At 34.8% G+C, this 23,737-nt stretch carries 21 protein-coding genes and 1 pseudogene; 5 read left to right on the top strand and 17 right to left on the bottom strand.

Annotated elements, in window-relative coordinates:
* The first annotated feature begins 13 nt into the window (after positions 1-13).
* From MKY69_RS05485 to MKY69_RS05475, 3 genes are all read left to right on the top strand, one after another.
* Entirely contained in the window at positions 14-367 is a 354-nt protein-coding gene (locus tag MKY69_RS05485; RefSeq protein WP_340791125.1) for a MazG nucleotide pyrophosphohydrolase domain-containing protein, read from the top strand.
* A gap of 329 nt (positions 368-696) precedes the next feature.
* A complete protein-coding gene (locus MKY69_RS05480; protein ID WP_013793931.1) occupies positions 697-987 on the top strand; it encodes a hypothetical protein in 291 nt (96 codons plus the stop codon).
* Between the two features lie 78 nt (positions 988-1,065).
* The gene (locus tag MKY69_RS05475) at positions 1,066-2,214 is read left to right on the top strand and encodes an NADH-dependent flavin oxidoreductase (RefSeq protein WP_340791123.1); all 1,149 of its coding nucleotides are present in this window, start codon (positions 1,066-1,068) and stop codon (positions 2,212-2,214) included.
* A gap of 72 nt (positions 2,215-2,286) precedes the next feature.
* Here the strand turns inward: MKY69_RS05475 and xerS are convergent, their stop codons facing one another.
* From xerS to MKY69_RS05440, 7 genes are all read right to left on the bottom strand, one after another.
* Positions 2,287-3,357, bottom strand: coding sequence for a tyrosine recombinase XerS (gene xerS / locus MKY69_RS05470; protein WP_099567605.1), 1,071 nt, complete (start codon positions 3,355-3,357; stop codon positions 2,287-2,289).
* A 413-nt stretch (positions 3,358-3,770) separates the two neighbouring features.
* Positions 3,771-5,903 (bottom strand): N-acetylmuramoyl-L-alanine amidase family protein, encoded by a 2,133-nt coding sequence (locus MKY69_RS05465; protein WP_177216636.1) that lies wholly within the window; start codon positions 5,901-5,903, stop codon positions 3,771-3,773.
* A 212-nt stretch (positions 5,904-6,115) separates the two neighbouring features.
* Positions 6,116-7,075, bottom strand: a complete 960-nt coding sequence (locus MKY69_RS05460; protein WP_002360751.1) for an IS30-like element IS1062 family transposase — start codon at positions 7,073-7,075, stop codon at positions 6,116-6,118.
* A 750-nt stretch (positions 7,076-7,825) separates the two neighbouring features.
* The gene (locus MKY69_RS05455; protein WP_340790845.1) at positions 7,826-8,824 is read right to left on the bottom strand and encodes an IS5 family transposase; all 999 of its coding nucleotides are present in this window, start codon (positions 8,822-8,824) and stop codon (positions 7,826-7,828) included.
* A 65-nt stretch (positions 8,825-8,889) separates the two neighbouring features.
* Entirely contained in the window at positions 8,890-9,294 is a 405-nt protein-coding gene (locus tag MKY69_RS05450) for an ATPase, T2SS/T4P/T4SS family (protein ID WP_003108459.1), read from the bottom strand.
* A gap of 62 nt (positions 9,295-9,356) precedes the next feature.
* The gene (locus MKY69_RS05445) at positions 9,357-11,201 is read right to left on the bottom strand and encodes an acyltransferase family protein (protein WP_003108460.1); all 1,845 of its coding nucleotides are present in this window, start codon (positions 11,199-11,201) and stop codon (positions 9,357-9,359) included.
* Positions 11,198-11,560 (bottom strand): MORN motif family protein, encoded by a 363-nt coding sequence (locus MKY69_RS05440; protein WP_003108462.1) that lies wholly within the window; start codon positions 11,558-11,560, stop codon positions 11,198-11,200. Before MKY69_RS05440 ends, MKY69_RS05445 begins: the two co-directional genes overlap by 4 nt.
* A gap of 175 nt (positions 11,561-11,735) precedes the next feature.
* Here MKY69_RS05440 and MKY69_RS05435 point away from each other — a divergent pair.
* Positions 11,736-11,867 (top strand): annotated as a pseudogene (locus MKY69_RS05435) (IS3 family transposase); the annotation flags it as partial.
* Between the two features lie 539 nt (positions 11,868-12,406).
* Here MKY69_RS05435 and MKY69_RS05430 read toward each other — a convergent pair.
* Both MKY69_RS05430 and MKY69_RS05425 read right to left on the bottom strand, forming a co-directional pair.
* The gene (locus MKY69_RS05430; protein WP_003102761.1) at positions 12,407-12,829 is read right to left on the bottom strand and encodes a YcjF family protein; all 423 of its coding nucleotides are present in this window, start codon (positions 12,827-12,829) and stop codon (positions 12,407-12,409) included.
* Positions 12,830-13,008: 179 nt separating this feature from the next.
* Complete coding sequence (locus tag MKY69_RS05425; RefSeq protein ID WP_003102769.1) at positions 13,009-13,227, bottom strand: hypothetical protein; 219 nt, start codon at positions 13,225-13,227, stop codon at positions 13,009-13,011.
* 297 nt (positions 13,228-13,524) lie between these two features.
* On the opposite strand from MKY69_RS05425, the gene MKY69_RS05420 reads away from it, so the two are divergent.
* Complete coding sequence (locus MKY69_RS05420; RefSeq protein WP_340791121.1) at positions 13,525-14,781, top strand: peptidoglycan bridge formation glycyltransferase FemA/FemB family protein; 1,257 nt, start codon at positions 13,525-13,527, stop codon at positions 14,779-14,781.
* On the opposite strand, the gene MKY69_RS05415 is transcribed toward MKY69_RS05420, so the two are convergent.
* The 8 genes from MKY69_RS05415 to MKY69_RS05380 all read right to left on the bottom strand — a co-directional run bounded on the left by MKY69_RS05415 (position 14,771) and on the right by MKY69_RS05380 (position 23,726).
* Positions 14,771-15,220, bottom strand: coding sequence for a threonine/serine exporter family protein (locus MKY69_RS05415; RefSeq protein ID WP_003106883.1), 450 nt, complete (start codon positions 15,218-15,220; stop codon positions 14,771-14,773). The two genes, MKY69_RS05420 and MKY69_RS05415, sit on opposite strands and share 11 nt — an antisense overlap.
* Complete coding sequence (locus tag MKY69_RS05410; protein ID WP_003105439.1) at positions 15,211-15,993, bottom strand: threonine/serine exporter family protein; 783 nt, start codon at positions 15,991-15,993, stop codon at positions 15,211-15,213. The genes MKY69_RS05415 and MKY69_RS05410 overlap by 10 nt, the downstream gene beginning before the upstream one ends.
* Positions 15,993-17,213, bottom strand: coding sequence for an amidohydrolase (locus MKY69_RS05405; protein WP_311981982.1), 1,221 nt, complete (start codon positions 17,211-17,213; stop codon positions 15,993-15,995). Before MKY69_RS05405 ends, MKY69_RS05410 begins: the two co-directional genes overlap by 1 nt.
* Positions 17,214-17,370: 157 nt before the next feature.
* The gene (locus MKY69_RS05400) at positions 17,371-19,782 is read right to left on the bottom strand and encodes a flavocytochrome c (protein ID WP_076751874.1); all 2,412 of its coding nucleotides are present in this window, start codon (positions 19,780-19,782) and stop codon (positions 17,371-17,373) included.
* Positions 19,783-19,797: 15 nt separating this feature from the next.
* Positions 19,798-20,400, bottom strand: coding sequence for an NADPH-dependent FMN reductase (locus MKY69_RS05395; RefSeq protein WP_003103016.1), 603 nt, complete (start codon positions 20,398-20,400; stop codon positions 19,798-19,800).
* 159 nt (positions 20,401-20,559) lie between these two features.
* Positions 20,560-20,982 carry a cupin domain-containing protein gene (locus MKY69_RS05390; RefSeq protein ID WP_003108064.1) on the bottom strand — a complete coding sequence of 141 codons (423 nt, stop codon included), beginning with the start codon at positions 20,980-20,982 and terminating at the stop codon, positions 20,560-20,562.
* 146 nt (positions 20,983-21,128) lie between these two features.
* A complete protein-coding gene (locus tag MKY69_RS05385) occupies positions 21,129-22,133 on the bottom strand; it encodes an NADP-dependent oxidoreductase (RefSeq protein WP_340791120.1) in 1,005 nt (334 codons plus the stop codon).
* Positions 22,134-22,295: 162 nt separating this feature from the next.
* The gene (locus MKY69_RS05380) at positions 22,296-23,726 is read right to left on the bottom strand and encodes a 6-phospho-beta-glucosidase (protein ID WP_013793924.1); all 1,431 of its coding nucleotides are present in this window, start codon (positions 23,724-23,726) and stop codon (positions 22,296-22,298) included.
* Positions 23,727-23,737: the final 11 nt, after the last annotated feature.

Here is a 23,737-nt window from a genome sequence, read left to right as displayed (position 1 = left end):
AACAAGCTCCGGCTTGTTTTTTGATATAATTGAATTAACCAAGGATTTATCAATCAAAAACTACCAAGACTACTTAAAATCAGTTTATCAATTTCATAAAGGTGACCAAGGTCTATTTATAAAATTAGTTGAAGAAGTAGGTGAAGTTGCTCAAGTCTTAAATATACAAAATGGACGGAAAAGTTCAGTTATTAATCCCACTGAAGCATTGGCTGAAGAATTATCAGACATTATTCACTATAGTTTTGCAATTGCAGCCATTAATAATATTGATCTAGAATCTGCCATTCTTGAAAAGGATGAAAAGGCATCTCTAAAGTACGGAAGAACAAATAATTTATTTATCCATTTAGAAAAGACAAAATAATGATTAATCATATTTAAATTTCAAGAATAAACACCTATAATGATTCACGATTTTCTCAAGAATCACTTAATCAGCATGGTTGCTTTTTAGTTAATCAAGAAGTTCCATATGAAGTTAGAATCATCTCAAGCAACTGTGCCATTATCACTGGTTCTAATCCAGATGATTACTTAGCAGTAATTGATGAATTCCGTTTTAATGCAGAACATATTAGTGAATTCTATGATAATAAGGAACAACTAATAGCTCAGTTTGAAACTAAAGTTCTTCGTACCATTCCAATATCAGAAATTCAACCCTCTCAATTCTATATCAATCAAGATAAATATTTGGCTGTAGACTCATTCATCAATACAGCAGAGGATGTCATTATTCCAGTCACTAAGGATAAACATGGAGGGTATATAGCTATAGATGGTCACAGTCGGTTAAAAGTTGCCTTTGACAAGGGAATAAGTACTGTACTTGTTTACGAAAGCCAAGCTGATGCTTATATTTTCGATTTTGTTCAAGAAGCAAAAAGCCGGCAGATAGAATCAATTAGTGATATGTCAGTTTTATCCCATGCAGATTATCAAAGCAAATGGATTGATTATTGCACTGATTATTTTAAAAAGTAATCCAATAGGATTGCTTTTTTTATTAGTGTGACTTTGTCCAAAATGTTAAAATGAAAGAAAATTACAAAGGAGTTTCTTATGACTAATAAATTAACAGATAAAGTAACTTTCAGACATGGAGCAAGTGTTACTAATCGTATTGTCATGCCGCCAATGCTAACTTTTTCAGGTTTAGAAGGTGGTTTCGCTTCTGAAGACACACTAAAATACTATAATGCAAGATCTCAAGCTGCAGGCATGATGATTGTTGAATTTCATTATGTTTCCGAAAATGGTGGACCTTGTACAAAAGCTGGTGTACCAGAACAATTAGGAATCTATGACGATGACCACCTAGAGTCAATCACAAATATTGCTAAGGCTCTAAAGAAAGACGGCAACAAAGCAATCTTACAAATCCATCATGGTGGACGTGAAGCTATGGGACGAGCTGCAAAAGGCAAGGAAGTCTTAGCACCATCAGCAATCGATTTTGACTTTTTAGATTATCCTGTTCGGGAAATGACTAATAAAGAAATTGAAGAAATCATTAAAGATTTTGGTCGTGCAACAAAACGTGCCATTACAGCCGGCTTTGATGGGGTTGAGATCCATGGCGCTAACCATTATGGATTACAACAGTTCTTTTCAGCAATTTCAAATCAGCGAGAAGACAAATGGGGCGGTAGCCTAGAAAAAAGAATGGCTTTTCCACTAGCTGTAGTTGATGAAGTGAAACGTGTCATTGCCGAATCAGCACCCGAAAACTTTATACTTGGTTATCGATTCAGCCCTGAAGAAATCCATGGCGAAACAGTAGGCTATACATATCTGGAAGGACTCGAATTAATTAAAGAAGTTATTAAACGCGAAATAGACTACATTCACCTCTCCCTTTGGAATGGCTACGCAACAGTACCAACTGGTGGAGAAAAAAGTTTTGGTGAGTATTATAAAGAAATCCTAGATGCTCAGACAAAATTAATTTTAGTCGGTGGCGTGTTTGATGAAAAAGGTGCTCAAAATGCCATTGAAAACTATACTGATTTAGTAGCAGTAGGACGTGGTACCTTAGTCGATCCAGAGTTTGGTAAAAAAATCTCAGAGGGCAGAGGTAATACCATTATCAATGAGATAAGTCCTGAACAATTGAAAAAAGTATCCTGGACACAAGGATTAAAAAATGTCTATACAGCACCTGAAGGAACAAGCTTACCACCATTACCTAATGGTGAAAGTATCAAATAAAGCCAGAAAAAAAGTGAACTATTGACAGTTCACTTTTAAAACATTAGAATAGTTTACATAAATATAATTATGTTATAATTTATCTAAGGCATTTTTTTGTTCGTCATTGACGATATGGGTATAAAGGTCAGTAACCTGTGTAGAGGCATGGCCTAATTGGTGACTAACTAAGACCTGAGACTTGGTTGCATCATAAAGTCTGGTAGCCAGTGTATGGCGTAATTTATGGGGCGTAACCCGGATTTTGAAATCTTGTGAGTACTTAGCAACCATTTTTTCTATAGAAGAGGCATCAATTCGATTAGGAACACCGCGATACTCAGTTAGAAAGAAAGCAAGATCTTGTTTTTCTGCCTTGTACCGGTTCTTGCGAATGGCTAAATAATTCTCGATATATGGTTTGGCAAAGCCAGCAACGTTGACAGAATCATGTTTTCCACCCTTACGCGTTACCTCGATGACCATCATTTTTAGATTCAAGTCTTTTAAATCAAGGTTGACAGCTTCTGAGAGTCGAACGCCAGAAGCAAGAAGAAGCGCAATAATAGCAAGATCACGTTCCTTATTTTTTCGGAAAGATGATTTAGCTCGATTTGACAGTAAATTCTCGTACTCATTATCAACATACTCCAGAAATTCCATGGTTTCGTCACCTAAGAAGAGTTTTTGCTTAATATTTTCAGCCCGTGAGGCTAAAGTTTCTTTTTTCTTCTTAGTAGAGACCTTTTTCATGACATTTCTGTAGAAATAAGGTTCACCTTGGTCATTTTCAACCTCCTCAGTCAAATACTTGTAGAGACTGGATAAGGCAGACAAAGTTCTGTTAATGGTCGTTTGTGAGACACCAGACTTAGTTGAGTATGTATTAAGAGAAGGACGTTCACGTAAATAAAGAACAAAAGCCTCCATATCTTTCTTAGTCAAATGTTCCAAAGTAGATAAATCAATATCAGCAATTTTAGTAACATTTGAGATGTCAGCATCAATTAACCATTCAAAGAAACGTTTATATTCCTTAAGATATTCATATAAGGTTGTAAAACTATAAGGCACTGACAATTTAGATTGATAATAATCTAAAACATACCAAGGCATAATTGATTTATAGTCTTCAATTTTTTTTAAAAGTAATTCACGTCTCATTTATATTTACCTTTATTTGCCTTTTTTCATAAGGCCTTTTTCTATATTGTCTATAATAGAAGTATAACATAACCTTATATGTTTTTCAAGAAAATTACAGTTTTTCGGAAAGATGTTACTCGTGTAAAGTGAATTCTATTTTTATATACTTTTTAATTTATTTGTTTAAAAACTTCAATATAACTTCAGCTTAAAATTAAATTTATTGATATTTATACTGTTTTAATTGTTGTGAAATTTAATATTTTTGTTGAAATAAATACCCTTACATATAATGTAAGGGTATTTAACTAAATTATCACTTATCATTTTATGGCCTTTCTTTCAAATCTTATTACATCTATTATCACACTCAAGATATATATAAAGCCGTTCTTTTATCAATATACGTAAATTCTCATCGTAAATATTAATTATTGAAATTTAACTTGAACTTCATCTAATCCAACTAATATATCATTATTTGTAATTATTTCTCGTTCCTTAATAACATGTAATATTGAGTTTTCAACAATTTCTTGTCTAGCATAATTTCTTGATCCTATTGAATCTTTCTGTTGAAACATCGTTTTTAATTTTGATTCTAGTTTTTTATCAAAAATTAATTCCTGAATCTTATTAAACTCTTCTTCTGATAAATTTATTGACATGACTAAATCAATATACTCTTCTTTTAGCTCTGCAAACATTTCTACATGATCATCTTCAATAAATTTATCTAAAATTTTCTTACTTGCTACTGTTCCTACAATACCACCAATAATACTACCAATGGCAGTTCCTACAACTGGGACAACACTTCCTAACGCTCCTCCAACAGCACCTGAAGCAAAACCACTACCAGCTACAACCGAATTTTTCAGCAATTGTTCTTTTGAAATTCTACCTGTCAAAGTATTAAAAATATCTGGTCCTATAATAATCGCAAATGATATTACTCTTGTTGCATTCTTTGCAATATTCTCAGCAACAATCTTCTTTTTAGCTGCGTCTCCAATTGCTTTAGAGCCATTTCTTTTTAGCATATACGATGAATATATTTTTGAAATCTGTTGAGATCCAGCAAAGGTTGCTGTACCAACAAGTAATGTTTTAATACCTTGTTTACCTGCAAGTTTTGCAGCTTCTTCATTAGAAGCACCTGACCATTTTGCTTGAGCAAATGTTATTACAAACCCAATACTTGCATATGGTAGAGTTTGGATAACACCATCTAATGCATCATATTTCAAAGATACAACATTCCCACCTTTTGCAATTAAATGTGCTTCTTTCCAAGTAACATGACCTTTTCTAATAATACTATACGCATCATTTGGGTTAGAATGCCCAGCAACTTTGCCGTCTCTAATTTTTTGTTTCATTACGGCAGTTGCATCATTATATTGATCTTTGGGAACTTCCAATTGCATTCCTTTGTATCTATACATTCCGCCAAGTTCTTTTTTATCAAATGCTGCATTGACAGAATTTCTTCCAGAACTACAATATTTTGTTTGAATTTTTATATTTCCAACAACTCTATCTGCACCATTCTTAAGGTTGTCTTGACCAACCCGAGTAACATTTTTAAACGGATTTCTAATTTTATCACTGATATTATTCGCGTATTCCGCTGCAAAACCATGTCCCTGAGGACTATTTGCAATACCATTAAGAGTTTCATTATGATAATGTGATTTTGCAATGGTATTTATTCCACCAAGAGAACCAGTTTTTATTGAATTAGCAAGTAGTAATTCCTGATTTAGCTTATTAAATGCATCGTCTATTTTAGATATATTCTTATCGTTAGAATATCCAGTAGTAAGATCATTTGTGTAACCTGTGTTGATTAGATTATTTAGATCCTCAATTAAAAAGCTCTTATCTACTAATTCTGATTTCGGAAATATTGTCTTCGTACTAAAATCTTTGTATAAGAACTGAATCTTTTTTGCTGTAGGATTATATTTAACATTCCAAAGTCCAGAAAATGGTATAAATAAAGCTTCAACTGCATATTTTTGATTTTTCTTATTTAAATGACGTTCAGAAATATATTGTTCAGAAAAATAAATGCCATCTTGTGTAAGTAACATTCCAAATTCTCTAAAATCAATTTCTACTAAGTTTCTAATAGGTGAAAACCCAAAAAATTCCACAAAATCCGGATTAAAAGTACCTTTGAATGCTTTTTCACTTTCCAGAAACCATTTTGCTCTCCCATATGGCAATTCGGGTCCTGAAAAAATAAATGCATTATGGGCAATTTGGTTTAACATTCTCCTTAGTGAATCTTCATCATAATCATGTTTATCTTTTATTTTTTGTTTCCATAAAAAATATAAATAACGGTCATGCAATTTATAACCAATAAATAGAATCAAAATAATTAACATTAAAACAATTATATACATATAGACCTCTTTTTTAAAACTGAAATTTACCGAATATATATTTATTGCTAACTCAGAAGGCCAACATTCATCAATTACACAAGCTAGCATAAAATATATCCATTGATATTTTATGTTCCTTTTCACACTACAAAATAATGCTTTCAAATAATTATATCACCAGAAGTATATAAATCAATGGCTTGTTTTGAAGTAATTGTTATACACAAGACGTAATTGAACAACAGAATTGAATAAATAAATTATATAAATGATTTATGTTCAAACTTAGCATAATCGCTATGATTCTAGAAAACAGTATATAAATTTTTAAATTGAATTTATTATTAAACATAGTAACTATTAAAAAGTATTAATTGTCAAATTAAGTTAGACAATTCCTCTTTGCATATGTGACTCAAGAATACTTCTATTGGTGTTTTATAGTTTAATGATTTTCGAGGGATATTATTTCTTTTCGATGCAATAGATTGGATAAAAGATTCATCAACTTCGTTGAAATCCATTTGCTTTGGTAAACCATCTTTACGTAATAAACCATTAGAGTTTTCATTTAACCCTCTTTGTGATGGTGTACCAGGATCTGCAAAATAGATATCAATATCATTTATATTACTGATTGATTTCCAATTTGAAAATTCCTTTCCACAATCAAAAGTCATTGATTTGAATAGATGCTTAGGTACAGATTGCATCCATTGGTTCAAACGATTTTCAATATCTATAGCTCGTCTGCCTTCTGGCTGAAGAGTGATGATTACTTTAGATAATCGCTCAACGAGGGTAATAACAGCACTTTTGTGCTTTTTACCCACAATAGTATCCCCTTCAAGGTGGCCAAATTCTTGATTGAATTTAGAATAATCATTTCCTCTGTCACGAAGTGATCGACGAAAAGATTGTTTTCCCCGAGTTTCTTTGTGTCCGTTGGCTTTACGTTTTCCTTTCATAGGTAGGTGAGTCACTTCAAATACGCCTTGTTTAAACATACGATAAAGTGTACGCATAGAACAAGAAATAGAAAACTCTGCACGGCCAACAATCACATCAGGTGTCCAACCTTGAACAACCCTCTTTTGAATATATTCTGTTTGTTCATCTGATAAGACAATAGGACGTCTGCCACAGCGAGTTTTATTCTTCTTGTATTGATTGAAATAATCTAGAGCATTGTGCCCTGTTTTGAAAAATTGGTAAACTTTATGAATCGTTTGTCTAGATCTATTCAATAGTACTGCGGTTTTAGCTACAGATTGATGATTATTATAATACGCCTCTATCATTGCAAGTTCATTTGATGTAAGATGGGTATAGGTCATTTGTCTTCACTCCTTATAATTCTTTTGCGGGAACTATCTTGAGTGTAGCACAAATGACTTTTTTATTTGTCTAGCTTAATTTTACAATCGGCGAAGTAAAAAGTAGAGAGTCTTTTTTGACTTTCTACTTTTCATTTTTTAAACTCACTTTATTTTTTATTTTATACATTTTTTTATAAGCTTAAGTTTCGAATGCTTTTTTATTTTAATTTTAAAATTTGAAAAACAATTTTATATTTTAATTTATTTTGTTAATTTTTAAATTTAAATTTTATCAAAAATAAATTATTATATTTTTTATTTTATAGCATTCTCTCTAGTCATATCAATGGTTTCCATTGATTTAAAATAAAATAATGATTTATTCACTTATTTATTATTGAACAAATCAGCAAACAGCTACTTTATGAAAATTCTTACCTACTTTTAGCTTTTATATTTTTTCGAATAGCTGAATAGCTCCCGCATTGTTCTTTGATATAAGTTGAATTTGATTTGAGCATCACCAATTATCTTTAACTAAGATGCTCTTTACTAATGAAATTTAAATTGCTTCTGATATGAACCTATTCCATTTAGAATTGTTTAGCTCATATCTATTGATTTACTACTTAAGGGCACCTCTAATAACTACCAATTAATTCACCTCTAAATGAAATTAGAAAAAAACACAGAAAACTAAGCATAGTCTACTGTGTTTTTCTTTATGTTACAGACGCCACTTGACTGTTTATTCTTATTTTAGACAGATTACCGCCATGTTTTGAGATTTAAACGTTTAACTTGTTCGTACCTCAATAAGTTATAAGTCAGATTTGTAAGGTCAGTATTTAAAACAGCTCGATCGAATCCAATAGAACGTAAACTAGAACCATGCATTGAATTTTCAACAAAGCCAAATACATGTTCAATACGGACACGTATTTTCGAAATGATTTTATTAAACATTTTATCGTCTACCTTAAGAGATTTAGAACGTGTGTTTTTAAGACAGGTAAAAAGTTCAGCACCTTTAGGTGTTGCTTGATTTTGATAAGCTGAGTCTGCTAAGGTGATCTCATCGGGATCAACAAGAACGCCTATTACTTGAGAATCATGCACATTTGCAGGCGTTGTTTGATAATTCTTTACGAATTTTGATTTGGTATCTATAGCAATATGATTTTTGTAGCCATAGTGTCTCTCATTACCTTTAATTGTCCAGCGAGCAGCTGTATCCTTCTGTGCTCTTTTGTTCTTCGTCCAATTCACTGGTACCCTATTTGCTTTAATCAATTCATTTTCGTCTTTTGGATTACGTTGTTTAGGCGCCTCTATGAATGTTGCATCAACAATCTGTCCTTTATGAGCGATCATCCCTTGTGATTCAAGTTTTTCTTGAAAGGCAGAAAAAAGCCAGTTTCCTCTATTAGATTTTGATAGCTGATTTCTAAAGTTCCAGATAGTCTTTGCGTCTGGTATCTTGTCATCAATCTTAAGGAATCTTCTAAACGAAATCCGGTCAATCATTTGATATTCCATTGCATCATCAGATAGATTGTATAAGCGTTGTAAAATTAAAATTTTCAACATTAAAACAAGGTCATAGGGCGGTCTACCACCATGAGATTTGTTTTTTAAATCATACTTAAAAATCCGGTTAAGAGTTGGGCGAAAACACTCGAAATCAACCACTTTTTCTAGCCGCTCAAGAGGGTCTCCTTTTAAACTTAATTTTTCAAGATAGTCGCTATCTCCAAATAAATTCATCTTCAATACCTCGTTAGCTTATTTTTAATCTATTATACCTCTTTTCATACGTTTTTAGAGGTGCCCTAAAGACCGCGTCTAGCTACTAACTTTTTTACCTGAGGTAAATCTGCCTCAATCCAAAACTTGAGTGGTTGTTTCGTGTCATGCAAAATTCGAATCACCAAACTTTCGCGACTTTCAAAGTCACCCGCTGAGGATAGACGCAAGCGACACTTTCTATCTGCAAGCTCATACAAGCAAGATCCTAGTTGTGGCCGGCGCTTCTCACCTACATTCATCCCTGCTGTAAATTTGAAATGGGAAATGAGACTTTGACCTTCAGCATCTGACAGGAGCTGATCATATTCACGATGTGCTGACTTTCTGAAAACAACCGAAAATCCTGTTCTGGCGGGTAATATGTAAATATCACTTGCCCCAAAATCGCTTGCTTTCTTTAACATCCTTTGCGCTATTTCCTTTATCATGTCATTTCCTCCTACTTTTATATACGAAAAAAATCCCCAAATGTTTGAGGATTTTTTTTGATTTATTTCGTGGGCGTTTTCTCTGCTGCTTTCAAAGCATCATTGATACATTGCGCATATAAAGCACCTCCGACTTCATTACCGCCGAAGTGGGTGCCATCAGTTCCAGTAAAAGCTTCTGGATGCGCTTTTGCCAAAGTGTTCCAATCTGCCAGCGTGATATACTTATATTGATTGACTAAACTTCGTTCATAGACAGCTAATTTCTCTGAATTATAGCTTGCATCAGCACTACCGTCATGTGGCGTCATCAAAATCACGCGATGCCCTTCAGGTACAGTTTGAAGCAATAGATCTGTCTGTTCTTTATAATCATCTAAAGAGTTTGTGCCAACAGCAATCACGACATATTCACGTAAAGTTTTGCCAGCAATTTCAGCTTTCATCACTTCAATTGCTTCATTCATCTTCCGGTTACCAGCTGCATCAACAGAACTATTCGGCACATGTGCTAGTAGATATTCTCTAGTTCCCAAAGTAACACTATCACCAATCACTGAAACTCCTTTTGGAATCATATACTGGTTAGATTTAGCGGATGTCAATGTTGCCTCTAACGTACCTAAGGCATCAGCATCTTGTTGTATACCACTTAGCCATAAACTTGATTCAAGTTGACTATTTTGAGGTGCTCTAAAAATTTGGAGCGTCATGACTACTAATAAGATTCCTAAAACAGCACCCCCTGGCTTCTTAATGGCTTCGAGCGTCAATTTTGATTTGCCAAGCAATTGTTTAGATTGATCAAAAAAGAGTGGTACCGTCTTACCTCTCAACAAAGGCTCAAGATAGTAATAAGAAAGTGTTGAGAAAAGGGTCGAAAAGAGCACTGTTAAAAGGGCTGCTGGTACTTTACCTACAAATTGACCAAAAATGATGATGAATGGCCAATGATACAAATACATCGCATAGCTAATATCTGCTAGGAAAGTCAATCCCTTTGGCTCTACAATATCTAGTGTTTTCTCATGTAAGATACGAGCTTGAAAAATCATAGTTGCGGCTAAGATACTAGCCACAAGCATACCAAAAACATACGTTACCCAACTATCAAAATGAAGTTTGAAACCTAAAACCAAGAGCAAGATTAGGCTACCAATAAATATACCTATGGTTTGCTTAGTAGATTGCTGCTCGATTTTTTCTTTAAATTTACGTGGCAGACCGCGGACACCAGAAATTGAAGCTAAAATAACGCCAATAAAGAATGGGAAAATATGCGTCAAATCTGAAAAATAAAGCACAGATTTATCCATTCCGATCATCAGCCCGATAACCATGGCAAGAAAGCTGAGCAAGAATAGACTCCCTGCAACAACAAAGACTTGTCCTCTTAAAATCGCTATTTTTTGATTCACAGTACCTTCTGATTTTCTGATTCTTTTCGCCAATAAAAACAGAATTAAGCCCCAAATGATATAAAAGTGAATCTCAATTGCTAGTGACCAAGTATGGATAAATAGATGTGGTATAAACTTGTTTTCATAAGAACCACCAGAGAATATCTCATAATAATTCGTCACAAACCCCAAAGCCGCGGTGATCTGTTTACCTATTGCTGTCAAAAAATCACGATTAATGATTAAAGTAAAAGGCATGACAATTAAAATCGAAAAAACAAGTGGTGGAACAATCCGATAAAACCTACGATGGAAAAAGGATGTCAGATCAAAAGACTCAGATTTCTCAAACTCATCAAAAAAGAGACCTGTGATGAGAAAAGCTGAAAATGTAAAGAAGAGATCTACACCTATAAAACCACCAGGAAATTGATTCTCAAAGAAATGGTAATAGAGGACAAAAAAGAGACCGATTATCCGAACGATACTAAACCATTTGATTCTCATTTTTCAAATCCTCCGTTTACAAAGCGACCTGAAAAAACTTTATCTGATACGGTAATCAATTTCCCTTTGCCATTGGGTTTTCCCTTGCTAAATTCACCTTCATAGGACCATTTAGCAACTGACGTAAACTTACCTTTACCGTCAAACTGTCCATCTTTAAAATTACCTTGGTAACGATCCCCATTTTTAAAAGTTAAGGTACCATTGCCTGAAAACTTACCTTTCTTTAGCAAACCACTATAGGTTAAAGATGAGTTCGGTTTATAATTGGTCACCTTTTTGCTTGATTGTGGCCAAAAGGTAATAACGACTGCCATAAACATGACAATTAGACTAGCAATCTCGAGTTTTCTACGCATCTACTTCTTATTATTCCTAACTTGTCCATTTATCATAAATTATTTAACAATAAACTAGCCCTTAAATCTATTAAACGTTATATTGTTATCTAAATAATTATATCATAAAACAAGCTTAAGGGCACCTCTAAAAACGTATGAAAAGAGGTATAATAGTGAAAAGTGTTGCCTTTTCACTCATTTTGAGACAAGAGCTGAGGCTACTCAAGAAATATTTAAATACATTGAGACCTATTACAATACAAAAAGGATGCATTCAGGTCTTGATTACAAGTCTCCAAAAGACTTTGAAAAATATAATTCTTAAATTCTCTTAACTCCGTGTCTAGTTTTTCGTTGACTTTCCAATAAGAGTGTTTTTCTTCTGTCCCACTATTGGGGTGCAGTGCCGACTATGCTTAGTTTTCTGTGTTTTTTTCTAATTTCATTTAGAGGTGAATTAATTGGTAGTTATTAGAGGTGCCCTTAAGTTAATTTACCATAATTTATATTTACCTTGTTTGTGGTTACTGATAGGTAAAATCACTTGAAAATGTCTCAGAATGGCAATCTCAGCATTGCTGAATAATAACGATAATTCTAAAAAAGATTATTGTATATATTGAAATAAATTATTTGATATTTTACATAAATATAATTATGATAATTTATATCGTTCTTCGATTTAAAAAAATAATGAACAAAAAATTTCTAGATATATCCTACCATAGCATTGCTCTTGTATATAAATGATTTAAATGTTTCCCTTGGCTAGAAATTATGGATTAACTTTAATAAATGTCCACCCTTTTCAAATACAAAAAGAAGACAAAGGCTTGTCTTCTTTTTGTTTCACGATATAAAATCCTATTTTCTTATTTTCTTTAAAATAACTGTTTTGATAATTGATTTCAAACTCTCTGTATCAACTGAACCATGTTCTTCAAATTGATTAATTAGTTTTTGGCCAATCGATTCTGTGATGGCAACAGCTACACCAGAACCAATAAGGGCGCCAACTACAGTACCAATTCCAGGGACAAATTTGATGATACTTGTAACTGCAGTTCTTCCTAATGTTGTTGCTGTTGTAGCTTGAACAACCCCAGATACAAGTCCTCGTGTAGTGCTTTGCCCATATGCTTTGAATATATTAGTAATCATCATTGTTTGAATAGGAACCAATAACATGGCATCCGAAAATGGAATTGGGCTTAAAGCCACTCCGGCAGCAGCTACGGATGCAGTATGCACAGCCTTCATGGCTGTTTCTTTTTGTACAATTGTCATATAATCTCCTCCTGAATAGCATTATACTATATTTCTATAAGAAAGCATTTTTTAAAAGTTCATAAATAAACAAATTATGTAATTAATTTTACTATACTATGTTTTTCTTTTTTAACTCGTGACAAGTTTATAGGTAAATCCATATTATCAGTGTTCATAATTAGTCCTCATGTTACGTATTAGATATCATGATTTAGAATATTTTCAACTCGATCTTTTCTTTTTTTAAGGATTGATAAGCGAGTCGTGCTTGGATTTTTTGCAACCTTCAGTTGATTAATATTAGCTTGTAACTCTTGTAACTCCTCTAAATAAGAATTGCGATTTTTTTCAATATAGATCTCTCTATTTTTACTTTTTTTATCATTTGCTTTTTTCAATCTATCTAATAAATTCATAATCTTCCTCATCGAACTTTCTTTGTCTATATATTATAACAAAATTTAAATCTTTTTGACCTTGGCTGTCAAAAAACCTAGTAAGTAATAATTTATATGTTGATTTAATTAAAATTATTAAATTTCATCATTGACATATTAGAAATACGGTTGTAATATAACCGTAACAATAAGAAATGATTACGTAATCTAAATTATTTAATAGTCTAATGAGCTCTAGTTATGTGGATTTATTACCTACTACCTACTGCTATTGCTTTCTTTTACTGCACACTAAAAAAAGGAATAATGAGATTTATGAAACTAATAAACTGTAAGAAAGAAATATTTATAAATTTACAAGAAGAATTTAAATGGTCAAATTTTCTACAATCAAACGAAATCTATGAGTTGCAAGTCTCTAGAAATAATTACTTGTTCTGTGAACGTCTAGCATTGGTCGAAAATGAGGAAGTCGTCGGTCTTGCAGTAATAAATTATGCAAAAAAATGGCGCTACTTTAAGCAGGCTTTTCTAATCCATGGTCCTCTTCTTAAAAATGGTAATAGTGAGCAGCGGTATCAGCAAGCTATAAAACTCATAGAAGAGCATGTCCGCACCAAAAAGGCACTTTCATTAATGATACATCCTAATCAAATTCGCACGCACAATAATGAAAATCTACAAGTGATCAGTCAGAACAATCATGCTTACATTAACGAGTTTCTTTTAGATAAGGGTTACTTGAACTATTATGATACCGACTTTCTTTTAGAAGGTGATAATCAAAACTTCATCAAAGACTTGAGTTCCTACAATTCTTACAAAGAGTTAGTGGACTCATTCTCGCCCGTCTTAATACGAAATATCAAGAAAAGCAAGGAAGCCTATGTAAAAGTAAGAGAACTAGATGAATCTGAAATATACCATTTTTATCAAATACTTGCCAAAACCGCCAAACGAAGAAACTTCTCAATTCCAGATAAACAGTTTTTTCAACAATTAAAGACAAATTTTGGTTCACGCGCCAAATTTATGTTTGCCTATCTCGAGTGCAAACCTTACGAAAAAAGCCTAAATGATCAAATTGTTGATTTTACTAAGAGAATTGTAGAGCTAAAGCAAAAACCAGACTCTAAAAAGCGGAATGTGGCTATCAAAAACACCAAACAAAAATTAAATAGTTATCACAAACGATTACAAGATTTTCATTCCTTTCAGATAAACTCAGATATTTTGCCACTGTCTTCCTATCTCTTCATTGAACATGGCAACCAACTGCTCTCATATTTTGGAGGTAATCTAGAAGAATATCTTGTCTTTGGCGGTACTACCATGATTAATATCGAAATGTTGACCTATGCAGTCGACCATAGAATTGACTACTTCAATTTTGGTGGAACCATTGAAACGGATAAAAGTAAAGAGGGCATAGGTAATTTTAATTATAAAAAGCAATTTGGTGGTCAACTTTGCCAATACTGGGGTTCCTACACTAAAGGATTAACAAGAGTCGGTAATCTAGCTGTCTGGATAAAAATAAAAAGACTTACCAACAGTAAGTCTAATGATTAATATGTAATTTTTCTTTCTTGACGAAATTATAGATCTCCAGGAAGGAATCAACTAAGAATACTGATAAAGCAATGGCACCTGAAACGAAGATTGATTCAATAAAATATTTTCCTGACAGACTAGGATTTCCTTGGATATAGTAATATGCAATGCGGTAAACCCCTGCTCCAGGAACTAAAGGAAAATAACTTGGTATATAGAAGACTGTGACTGGTGACTTAAGTATACGCGCAGCGATTTGCGACATAAAAGCAATCACAATGCCGCCACATAATGTTGCTAATCCAATCTGTGTATGAGGTAAGACGAGTAGATAAACCCAGTAACCTGCTGCACCGATGAATCCAGTTTGGTAGGCAACGTGTCGGGGAGTTTCGAGAAGGACGCCTGAAGTCACTGTTGCGACATAGGCACCAATTATTTGTAAAATCATACCCATGTGATAATTCCTTTCGCAATAAAGAGGCCTAAGGCAACACCTACACCTAAACTAACGGCAATAATCAACGCTTCAACAATTTTCGTAATCCCTGATCCATAATCTCCTTTGAAAGAATCACGAAAACCATTGGTAAAGGCTGTCCCCGGGAATAGAGGCATCAAAACAGAAATGACGACGATGTCAAATGACGGATTAGGCATTCGCGAGAGATGAATAATGACAGGAATGATGGTTGCTACTAAGAGTGTTGCGACCGTTCCGAAAATGAAATCATTTAAAGCTAAGAAGTCCTTTAATTTATAGGAAAAAAGTAAAAGAAAGGCCGCAATTACAGAAAGGAGGATTTCATTCATATCACCACCAAGCAGGATGGCAAATGAAATCACTAAAAGGATGGTCGATACGCCGACTACATTCTTGGAGTAATTCTTCTTATCCATGCGCATTAATTTGGCATAGGCTTCTTCAAAGGTAATCTTATTCGAAGTCAAATCACGCGAAATCTGATTAACGATATGAATCTTCCGTAAATTGGTATCACGCTTAGTAATTCGTTTAATCAGTGTTATTGGCTCGTCTAAGTCAGGACCGTCTAAGGTGATAAAAAGCCCTGTTGTATTGGCGAAGACCTCTGTAATTGGTTGTTCACTAACTTGAAGCATCCGTTGGACGGTATTTTCAACGCGGTAGCATTCGGCATTGGATTCTAACATCTCAATGCCTGCTTGCATGGCAACCTTTACGATATACTTGTTATAATTCTCTGTCATTAATGTTCATTACCTAAATAAGTTAAGATAGCAACTACTGCTGCTTGGGTACCTGTTGTTAAGCTCGGCTGAATGGCTGGTGCAAACTTTGGATTGTGATTGGCATAAACCGTTTGATCCTCTGTAAAGCCACCAAATCCCCAGTAAAAATACGGAATACCAAGCTCTCTTGGGATATAGGAAAAATCCTCGGAGGCAGTCATTTGGTGATAAGAATTAGTGCGTTCTTCCCCTAAATATGTTTTAAAGGATTGACTAACCTGCTCTGCTATTTTACCATCATTATCCGTCAAAGGGAAGATATCATAGACTTCAAAGTCAGGTTTTTCTTGACAACCACCTGCTTGGCACTCCGCTTCTGCTATACGTTTGATGGCCTTAATCAGTTGGTCTTTGATTTGATCACTGTAAGCTCGGACATTGAGCAGTAAAGTCGTCGTATCTGGGATAATATTTGCTTTCAAACCAGACTGAAAAGCGCCAACACTGACAACGGCAAATTGAAAGGGATCGACTTCGCGTGCAACTATTGTTTGAAGCCGTGAGACGATTGCTGAACCAATAACAATCGGGTCTATACTTAAATGGGGCATTGAGCCATGGGCGCCCTTGCCTTTGATGATAATTTTAATTGAAGCTGCCGTGGATAAAAATGGTCCAGACATAGTGCCAACCTGTCCAGCTACTGGTTCAGTTAAAACGTGTTGAGCGAGCGCAATTTCAGGGTGGGGAATTTTGTCTAGCAGTCCATCAGCAAGCATGGCTTTGGCACCTTGAGCAGTTTCTTCACCTGGTTGAAAAAGGGCAATGTAAGTTCCTGACCACTTGTCTTGATGTTGTGCAAGTGCCCAAGCTGCTCCTAGTCCTGCTGTGATATGCATATCATGTCCACAGGCGTGCATTACAGGGACCTGGTTGCCTTCTAAATCTTCCATCACAACTGTCGATGCATAATCTAAGCCACTTTCTTCTTTGACAGGTAAGGCATCAATATCAGCGCGAAAGAGGATTTTGGGACCCTGACCATTCTCCAAGATACCAACTACTCCGCCACCAATTTTTTGAGTTTTGTAACCATAGGATTCTAGTGTTTTAAAGATAAATTGGGCAGTCTCCACTTCTTGCATTGATAATTCGGGATGACTGTGCAAATGTTTATATGTTTCTTCTTGCCAGTCTTTGATTTCCTCTAAGGATTCTAATATCTCTTTTATTGCCATTATTACTCTCCTTTACCCAGTCTAATCTTAATATCTAGTATATCATTTATTTCTTATTTTCAGTTGTCGAGGCTTAAAATCGTTATCTCTTTTCTATATTTTTTTAAACATAAAAAGATGAGTAAGATACTCACCTTTTTATATAGTAATTTCTCTTTTAGCAATGTTCTTTGATTGCTGTTTCAGTCGCAATTCGACCAAAGGTAAAGATATCAGTTAGTGAGTTACCTCCTAATCGGTTACCGGCATGTAAGCCACCTGCAACTTCTCCGGCTGCGTAGAGACCATTAATAATTTGTCCCTTAGTATCAAGAACATGGGCTTGTGTATCAATTTTTATACCACCCATAGTATGGTGAACTGCTGGTTTACGAGGAGTTGCATAAAATGGAGCTTTCACAACTTTCAAATCAAAGGCACCCTTATTGAACTCTGGGTCAAATCCTTGATCGGCATATTTGTTATAGTTAGCAATTGTTTCAGCAAGAACTGATGGTTCCATACCAAGTTGAACAGCTAGTCCTTCAATAGTATCATCTCTGTAAAGTGTACCTGCTTTTACCTGAGCATCTATTTTTTCTTGACTAGTGTTATAGGCGGTTTCTTTAATCAGATCATCAGCAATGAGGTAGAATAAACCACCATTATCAATTGCTGCTTGTGAGAGCTGGTCACGACTGCCATACTCATTAACAAAACGTTTGCCTTCAGTATTGACCATAATGAAGTTAGCTGGTGGTACTTGTAGACCTGAGAATAATGCACCTGTTTCTGGATCTGAAACTGGCATCATTTGGGTGAAGCCCATTCCAACTAAATCAGCATCTACACTTTGACCTAATAGGATACCATCACCTGTCACAGCTGGTGTATTTGAAGTCTTGATATCGTCAGCAATTTCTGTCCAGTAGGTGTTATATTGTTGCAACATCTTCGTATTTGCCCCAAAGCCACCGGAAGCAAGAATAACAGCATTGGCATTAATTGTTAGTGTTTGACCATTACGTCCTCTTGCTATTACGCCCTTTACTCGACCTGCCTCAACAATTAATTCTTTAACTGGACTATCTGTTAAGATTATTCCACCATGTTCAAGGACATATTTATTAAGAACTGAAATGAAAGCAACCCCCATTGGCATAAATGGTTTGTGCCCACGACGCCAAAGTGCACCAACTGGCATTGTGACATCACTGTGGTCAAACTCTACTCCAACATCCTCTAACCAACGAACAGACTCTAAAGCACGTTCTGTCATGATTTTTACGAGATTATAGTCGCCATGAATTTCATTACCTTGTAAGTCTTTACGTTTACCACCGATATAAGTTTGAATCCGGTACAACAGTTTAGAATCAAATAAATAAGTTGGTTGTTTTAGATAATCTTCCAATTCAAGTTTCAAAGCATGGAAATCGTCTAAATATTCAGCATCTATTTGACTATCATCCATATTCATTAAACCTTCTAGATTATGTGCTTCGCCAGGATTGGCTGCAAAAGTTTTTTGCCAATCCGGATCAGGTGCATTCATAGGCCCACCTGCACGAACGGTATTCCCACCTACTGATGGGAATTTTTCAACCACAATAACTTTCTTATCCTCTTGCAAGGCTCGTGCAGCTGCTGCTAATCCAGCACCACCACCACCGACGATAACCAAATCAGCTTGATAGATTTTATCTTCATGGTCTAATGCTGACGGTGCTTTAGCACGACTTCTTAGTGCCGCTGGGTTTGCTCCTGCTTTTTTAATGGCTTTAGATACACCATCTAGTACACCATTAGATGTTACTGAGGCTCCTGAAACTGAATCAACATTTAAGGTTTGACCTTCAATGATTTCATTTGGGATACGTGTGAAGACCACATCAGCTATACCACCAGTTTCACCTGAAGAATCAATATCAATTTTTTCAATCCGATCTTGTGAGAAAGTAACTGCCATTGGCAGGTCACCATTATGGCCAACAGTTGTCACTTGATAGGTACCCGGTTCGTAGAATATTTCTTCATTTTGGTTAAGTTGATTTGCGATGGTTGCAAAACGAGCAAAACGGTAGAAACAAGATTCTAAGAAATCAACTGTTTTGCTATCCTTAATATTGCCATCTTGATCAAAAGCTTGATGAACATTACCTAATAAGAATTCACTGCCTGGCATAACAGTTGCATTTACACCTGGAGCATCTAAAATCTGACGAAGATGTAATTGTGCGCGTGAAGAGCCTTGCTCACTATATGAGGCTCCAACAATCATAACCGGCTTACCAGCTAATGGATGAACATTAAATGATAGCCATTCAATTAAGCTATTTAAAGAGGAAGGGATAGAATGATTATGTTCTGGGGTTGCAATAATAACTCCATCAGAAGATTCAATTGTTTTAGTAATATCTTGAATAATTTGACTATGGGTTTGATCATCACTTTCATTAAACATCGGGACTTGATCAATTTCAAGCAATTCAATTGATGCTTGGTCCTCAAAATGTTTTTTCATGAAAGTTAATAACTGACGATTATAGGATGTTTTTGCATTAGTCCCAATAATTCCAACAAATTTCATAATGATATCACCTCTCTATTCTACTTTTTCCCAAGCAAACTGTCTTTTTCGTTCAGTATCTGATTGATTGACTAATTGAATGACCAGTTGAGAGAACTCAAGAAATTCTGCAAAGACATCTTCAAGTTCAGTAACTTTTTCAGGATACAACAACTTGTTTTCCGCATCAAAAGCTTGTTCAGAATGGCCAAGCAAGAATTCTGTCCCTGGCATTAAACGAGCTTTCAATTCTGGAGCATTTAAGATTTGTCGCAAGTGAGCTTGCGCGCGTGATGACCCTAAAGAACCTAAAGACGCTCCCACAATCATCGTCGGTTTATTAATTAAAGCACGACTAGTATAAGCAATCCATTCTAAGGCACTAGATAAAGGTGCTGGAATAGTATGATTATACTCGGGAGTTGCAATAATAACAGCATCTGCTTGACTAATTTTTTCAGAGTACTGAGCTACAGCTGTTGGTGCCAATTTATCCTCTGGCTCATTAAAAGCTGGTAAATCTTTGATTTCCAAAATACTAATATCTGCTTTATCCTTGAAATGCTCCTTCATAAAATAAAGCAATTTCCGATTGGTAGAACGGTCAGAATTAGTTCCGACAACTGCAACTATTTTCATTGTGATTTTCCTCCCAAAGATTTTTACATCTTAACTATAATCCAAATTCTAATAAATTGCAATAATTTTCATAAAGTTTAAGTTCTTTTGTGAAAGCCTTTTCTAAATGTAGAAATTTTAAAAGCACACTCAGTTGAGTGCGCTTTTAAATAACTAAAATTAGTCTTCATTAGGATCATTTTTAGCTTCCTCATGCGTTTTATGTACTGTACCAGGGACATGATCAGGACCTGCATAAATTGAGTAAATTTTCAGAGGTTTGTCACCAATATTGGTTACATTATGCCAAGTATCAGCAGGTACTAAAATTACATCATCATCTGAAACTTCTTGTTCAAATGTAAGATTATCTTCGGCATCTCCCATTTGGCATAAACCTTTACCTTCTTCGATACGGAGGAATTGATCGATACCCATGTGTACTTCTAAACCAATATCGTCACCGGGTTCAATAGCCATTAATGTAACCTGAAGTTTTTCACCAGTCCAAATTGTTGTACGGTAATTCTCGTTTTCTTTGGTATAATCCTCAATGTTAACGATAAATTTTTCTTTGCCATGATCTTTATAATCGAATGTCATTAGAAAGTCCTCCTTGTTCTTAATTAGACTAATTCTAATTAATTAATCTATACTATAGTAATAACATAAAACCGTTTACAAAGCAAAGAAAAAGATTATTATCTACCGTTTTTTTAAAGATGAAAAAAACTCTCCAATCAGAGAGCTTAAGAGGATATTTTGACTAGTGTTTTTCCGACAGAATAGCCTTTTTTTACTTTCTCAAGCGATAAATTAATATCTTCAAAATCATAAACTTGATCTAGAGAAATTGGGAAGGGCTTTTCTTGATAGATATCAGTAATTTCCTTTAATTGCTTTCCATTTGCGCCAACAAAGATAAAATCATAGGATTGATTATTTTTTGCAGCTTGGCGATTTAAGTGTAGACCGGTTAATGTAAACAAAAATCGTTTAATTGGTGAAAGCAACATACTTTTGGCAAATTCTCGATTAGGTAGCCCTTTTAGACTGACCAACTTTCCGCCTCGTTTTAAAATCGAAAATTGTTTTTCAATCTCTTTTCCACCTAAGGTATCAATAACATAATCGACATTGGAGACCACTTTACTATAGTCTTCTTTTTTATAGTCAATAAAGCAGTCCAAGCCAAGTGATTTCAAGCGCTCTTCACTTTTACCATTACCACTGGCAATAACTGTTAAACCCTTTGCTTTAGCTAGGGGAATGGCTAGCGCACCAAAACTGCCACTTGCGCCTGAAATAAAAATTGTTTTATCTTTTTCAACCCGTAATTTTTCGAAGGCTTGCATAGCTGTAAGGCCAGTTAAAGGTATAGTTGCAGCTTCTTCCAAGGTTAAATTCTCAGGAATAAGTGCTAAATCAATCTCTGGCAAAGCAATAAATTCAGCGAAAGCACCTGCTTGATCAAGAGGTGTTTTAGTATAAACCTTATCACCAACTGCAAATTGTTTGACTTTTTCGCCAACTGCTTCAACTACACCAGATAATTCCTGACCAGCAATAATTGGAAGTTTGTAGGGCAAAATAATTTTCACTTTTCCTTCTGCAATCATATTATCAACAGGATTTATTCCTGCATAGGCGACTTTTACTAAGACCTCATAATCACGAATTGTCGGTTTCTCAACAGTATTAATTTGTAAATAGGAAGCTTGCTTTGTATAGGATATTAATTGTGCTGCTTTCATAGTTTCTCTCCCCTATTAGGGTAAGCCTTAACTTGTTTTATTAAAAATTATATTAGACTTATAGTTAGTATACTAACTTTTACAATTATACCATTATTTGTATAATAGTAAAAATATCTGACGAATTATAAACAGTTTCAACCTTGTTAGAACTCTATTTTATTAGAAGTCAAATTTATCTCCATTAGAATTTATAACATTTTTATACCAATAATAAGATTTTTTCGGAACCCGTTTTAAGGTACCCTTTCCTTGGTCATCCTTATCAACATAAATAAAACCATAACGCTTACTCATTTGTCCTGTCGAAGCAGCTACTAGGTCAATAATCCCCCAACTTGTATAACCTAACAAATCTATACCATCAATTTCCACAGCATCTTTAAGTGCTATAATGTGTTGTTTAGTATAATCAATCCGGTAGTCGTCTTCAACAAAGCCACTTTCATCAGGGACATCTATTGCTCCTAGTCCATTTTCAACGATGAACAATGGTTTTTGGTAACGATTATAAAGCATATTCAACGAAGATCTTAAGCCTAGTGGATCAATTTGCCAACCCCACTCAGTTGATTGTAAATGAGGATTCTTAATGGATTTGAAAAGATTTCCAGTTGACATTTGGTAGTCTTCCTCAAATGCCGAAACAGTGCGCGAGCAATAATAAGAAAAGGAAACAAAATCAACTGGGTTTTCCTTTAAAATTGCTTTTTCTTCTTCTGTCATGATAATCTGCAAATTATCACGTTCGAATTTTTTCAAAGCATAATTCGGATAGTAACCACGCGCTTGAATGTCAATAAAGAAATACTCCCCATTATCACGATGAATTGCTTCCAGATAATCCTCTGGCCGACAAGTATAAGGATAATGGCTCCCACCAGCTAACATACAACCGACTTTGTTTTCAGGATCAATCTCATGTGCCCATTTAGTAGCCAGTGCGGAAGCTAATAATTGATAATGGGCAGCCTGATATATGACTTCTTCCTTATTATCACCATCCTTAAATAAGATACCCCCACCTTGGAAAGGTTGATGTAAGAGAATATTAATTTCATTGATTGACAACCAGTATTTGACTAAGCCTTTATACCTGCTAAAGACTGTTTTGGCATAATTGACGTAAGCCTCAACCATTCTTGAATCACGCCAGGCTCCATATTTTTTGATTAAAGCCAAGGGCACATCAAAGTGGGCAAGGGTCACCAAAGGTTCAATCCCATAACTTTGTAATTTTTCAAAGATTTTTTGGTAATAGGCTAAGCCTTCTTCATTTGGTTCTTGATCATCACCATTTGGAAAAATACGGGTCCAGGAAATGGACATCCGAAAACACTTCAAGCCCATCCCAGCTAAGAGGTCAATATCCTCCAAATAGTGATCATACATCTCAATGGCATCCTGACTAGGATAAAAGTAATCAGCTCTGCGCTCGAGGTTGTCCAGATCGCCTTTAGCAATCGCCATCCTGTCAGAACCCATCGGCACCACATCTGTATTGGTTAATCCACGACCTCCTGCAAGCATTCCACCTTCAGCTTGATTAGCCGCAACAGCACCACCCCATAAAAAATCATTTGGTAAGGTCATAATAGTCTCCT

Source organism: Streptococcus sp. FSL R7-0212, assembly GCF_038007985.1.
Taxonomy (GTDB): Bacteria; Bacillota; Bacilli; order Lactobacillales; family Streptococcaceae; genus Streptococcus; species Streptococcus parauberis.
Note: the sequence above shows the minus strand (reverse complement) of the source record. Positions and strands in the feature narration are given on the sequence as shown.

Excerpts from the sequence above, each read along its gene's own strand:
- MKY69_RS05400 (WP_076751874.1), bottom strand. The coding sequence starts at position 19,782 with ATGAAATTTGTTGGAATTATTGGGACTAATGCAAAAACATCCTATAAT.
- MKY69_RS05445 (WP_003108460.1), bottom strand. The coding sequence starts at position 11,201 with ATGAGAATCAAATGGTTTAGTATCGTTCGGATAATCGGTCTCTTTTTT.
- MKY69_RS05410 (WP_003105439.1), bottom strand. The coding sequence starts at position 15,993 with ATGACAGAGAATTATAACAAGTATATCGTAAAGGTTGCCATGCAAGCA.
- MKY69_RS05405 (WP_311981982.1), bottom strand. The coding sequence starts at position 17,213 with ATGGCAATAAAAGAGATATTAGAATCCTTAGAGGAAATCAAAGACTGG.
- MKY69_RS05455 (WP_340790845.1), bottom strand. The coding sequence starts at position 8,824 with ATGAATTTATTTGGAGATAGCGACTATCTTGAAAAATTAAGTTTAAAA.
- MKY69_RS05475 (WP_340791123.1), top strand. The coding sequence starts at position 1,066 with ATGACTAATAAATTAACAGATAAAGTAACTTTCAGACATGGAGCAAGT.
- MKY69_RS05450 (WP_003108459.1), bottom strand. The coding sequence starts at position 9,294 with ATGATAAAGGAAATAGCGCAAAGGATGTTAAAGAAAGCAAGCGATTTT.
- MKY69_RS05385 (WP_340791120.1), bottom strand. The coding sequence starts at position 22,133 with ATGAAAGCAGCACAATTAATATCCTATACAAAGCAAGCTTCCTATTTA.
- MKY69_RS05380 (WP_013793924.1), bottom strand. The coding sequence starts at position 23,726 with ATGACCTTACCAAATGATTTTTTATGGGGTGGTGCTGTTGCGGCTAAT.
- MKY69_RS05390 (WP_003108064.1), bottom strand. The coding sequence starts at position 20,982 with ATGACATTCGATTATAAAGATCATGGCAAAGAAAAATTTATCGTTAAC.
- MKY69_RS05415 (WP_003106883.1), bottom strand. The coding sequence starts at position 15,220 with ATGGGTATGATTTTACAAATAATTGGTGCCTATGTCGCAACAGTGACT.
- xerS (WP_099567605.1), bottom strand. The coding sequence starts at position 3,357 with ATGAGACGTGAATTACTTTTAAAAAAAATTGAAGACTATAAATCAATT.
- MKY69_RS05430 (WP_003102761.1), bottom strand. The coding sequence starts at position 12,829 with ATGACAATTGTACAAAAAGAAACAGCCATGAAGGCTGTGCATACTGCA.
- MKY69_RS05395 (WP_003103016.1), bottom strand. The coding sequence starts at position 20,400 with ATGAAAATAGTTGCAGTTGTCGGAACTAATTCTGACCGTTCTACCAAT.
- MKY69_RS05425 (WP_003102769.1), bottom strand. The coding sequence starts at position 13,227 with ATGAATTTATTAGATAGATTGAAAAAAGCAAATGATAAAAAAAGTAAA.
- MKY69_RS05420 (WP_340791121.1), top strand. The coding sequence starts at position 13,525 with ATGAAACTAATAAACTGTAAGAAAGAAATATTTATAAATTTACAAGAA.
- MKY69_RS05440 (WP_003108462.1), bottom strand. The coding sequence starts at position 11,560 with ATGCGTAGAAAACTCGAGATTGCTAGTCTAATTGTCATGTTTATGGCA.
- MKY69_RS05460 (WP_002360751.1), bottom strand. The coding sequence starts at position 7,075 with ATGACCTATACCCATCTTACATCAAATGAACTTGCAATGATAGAGGCG.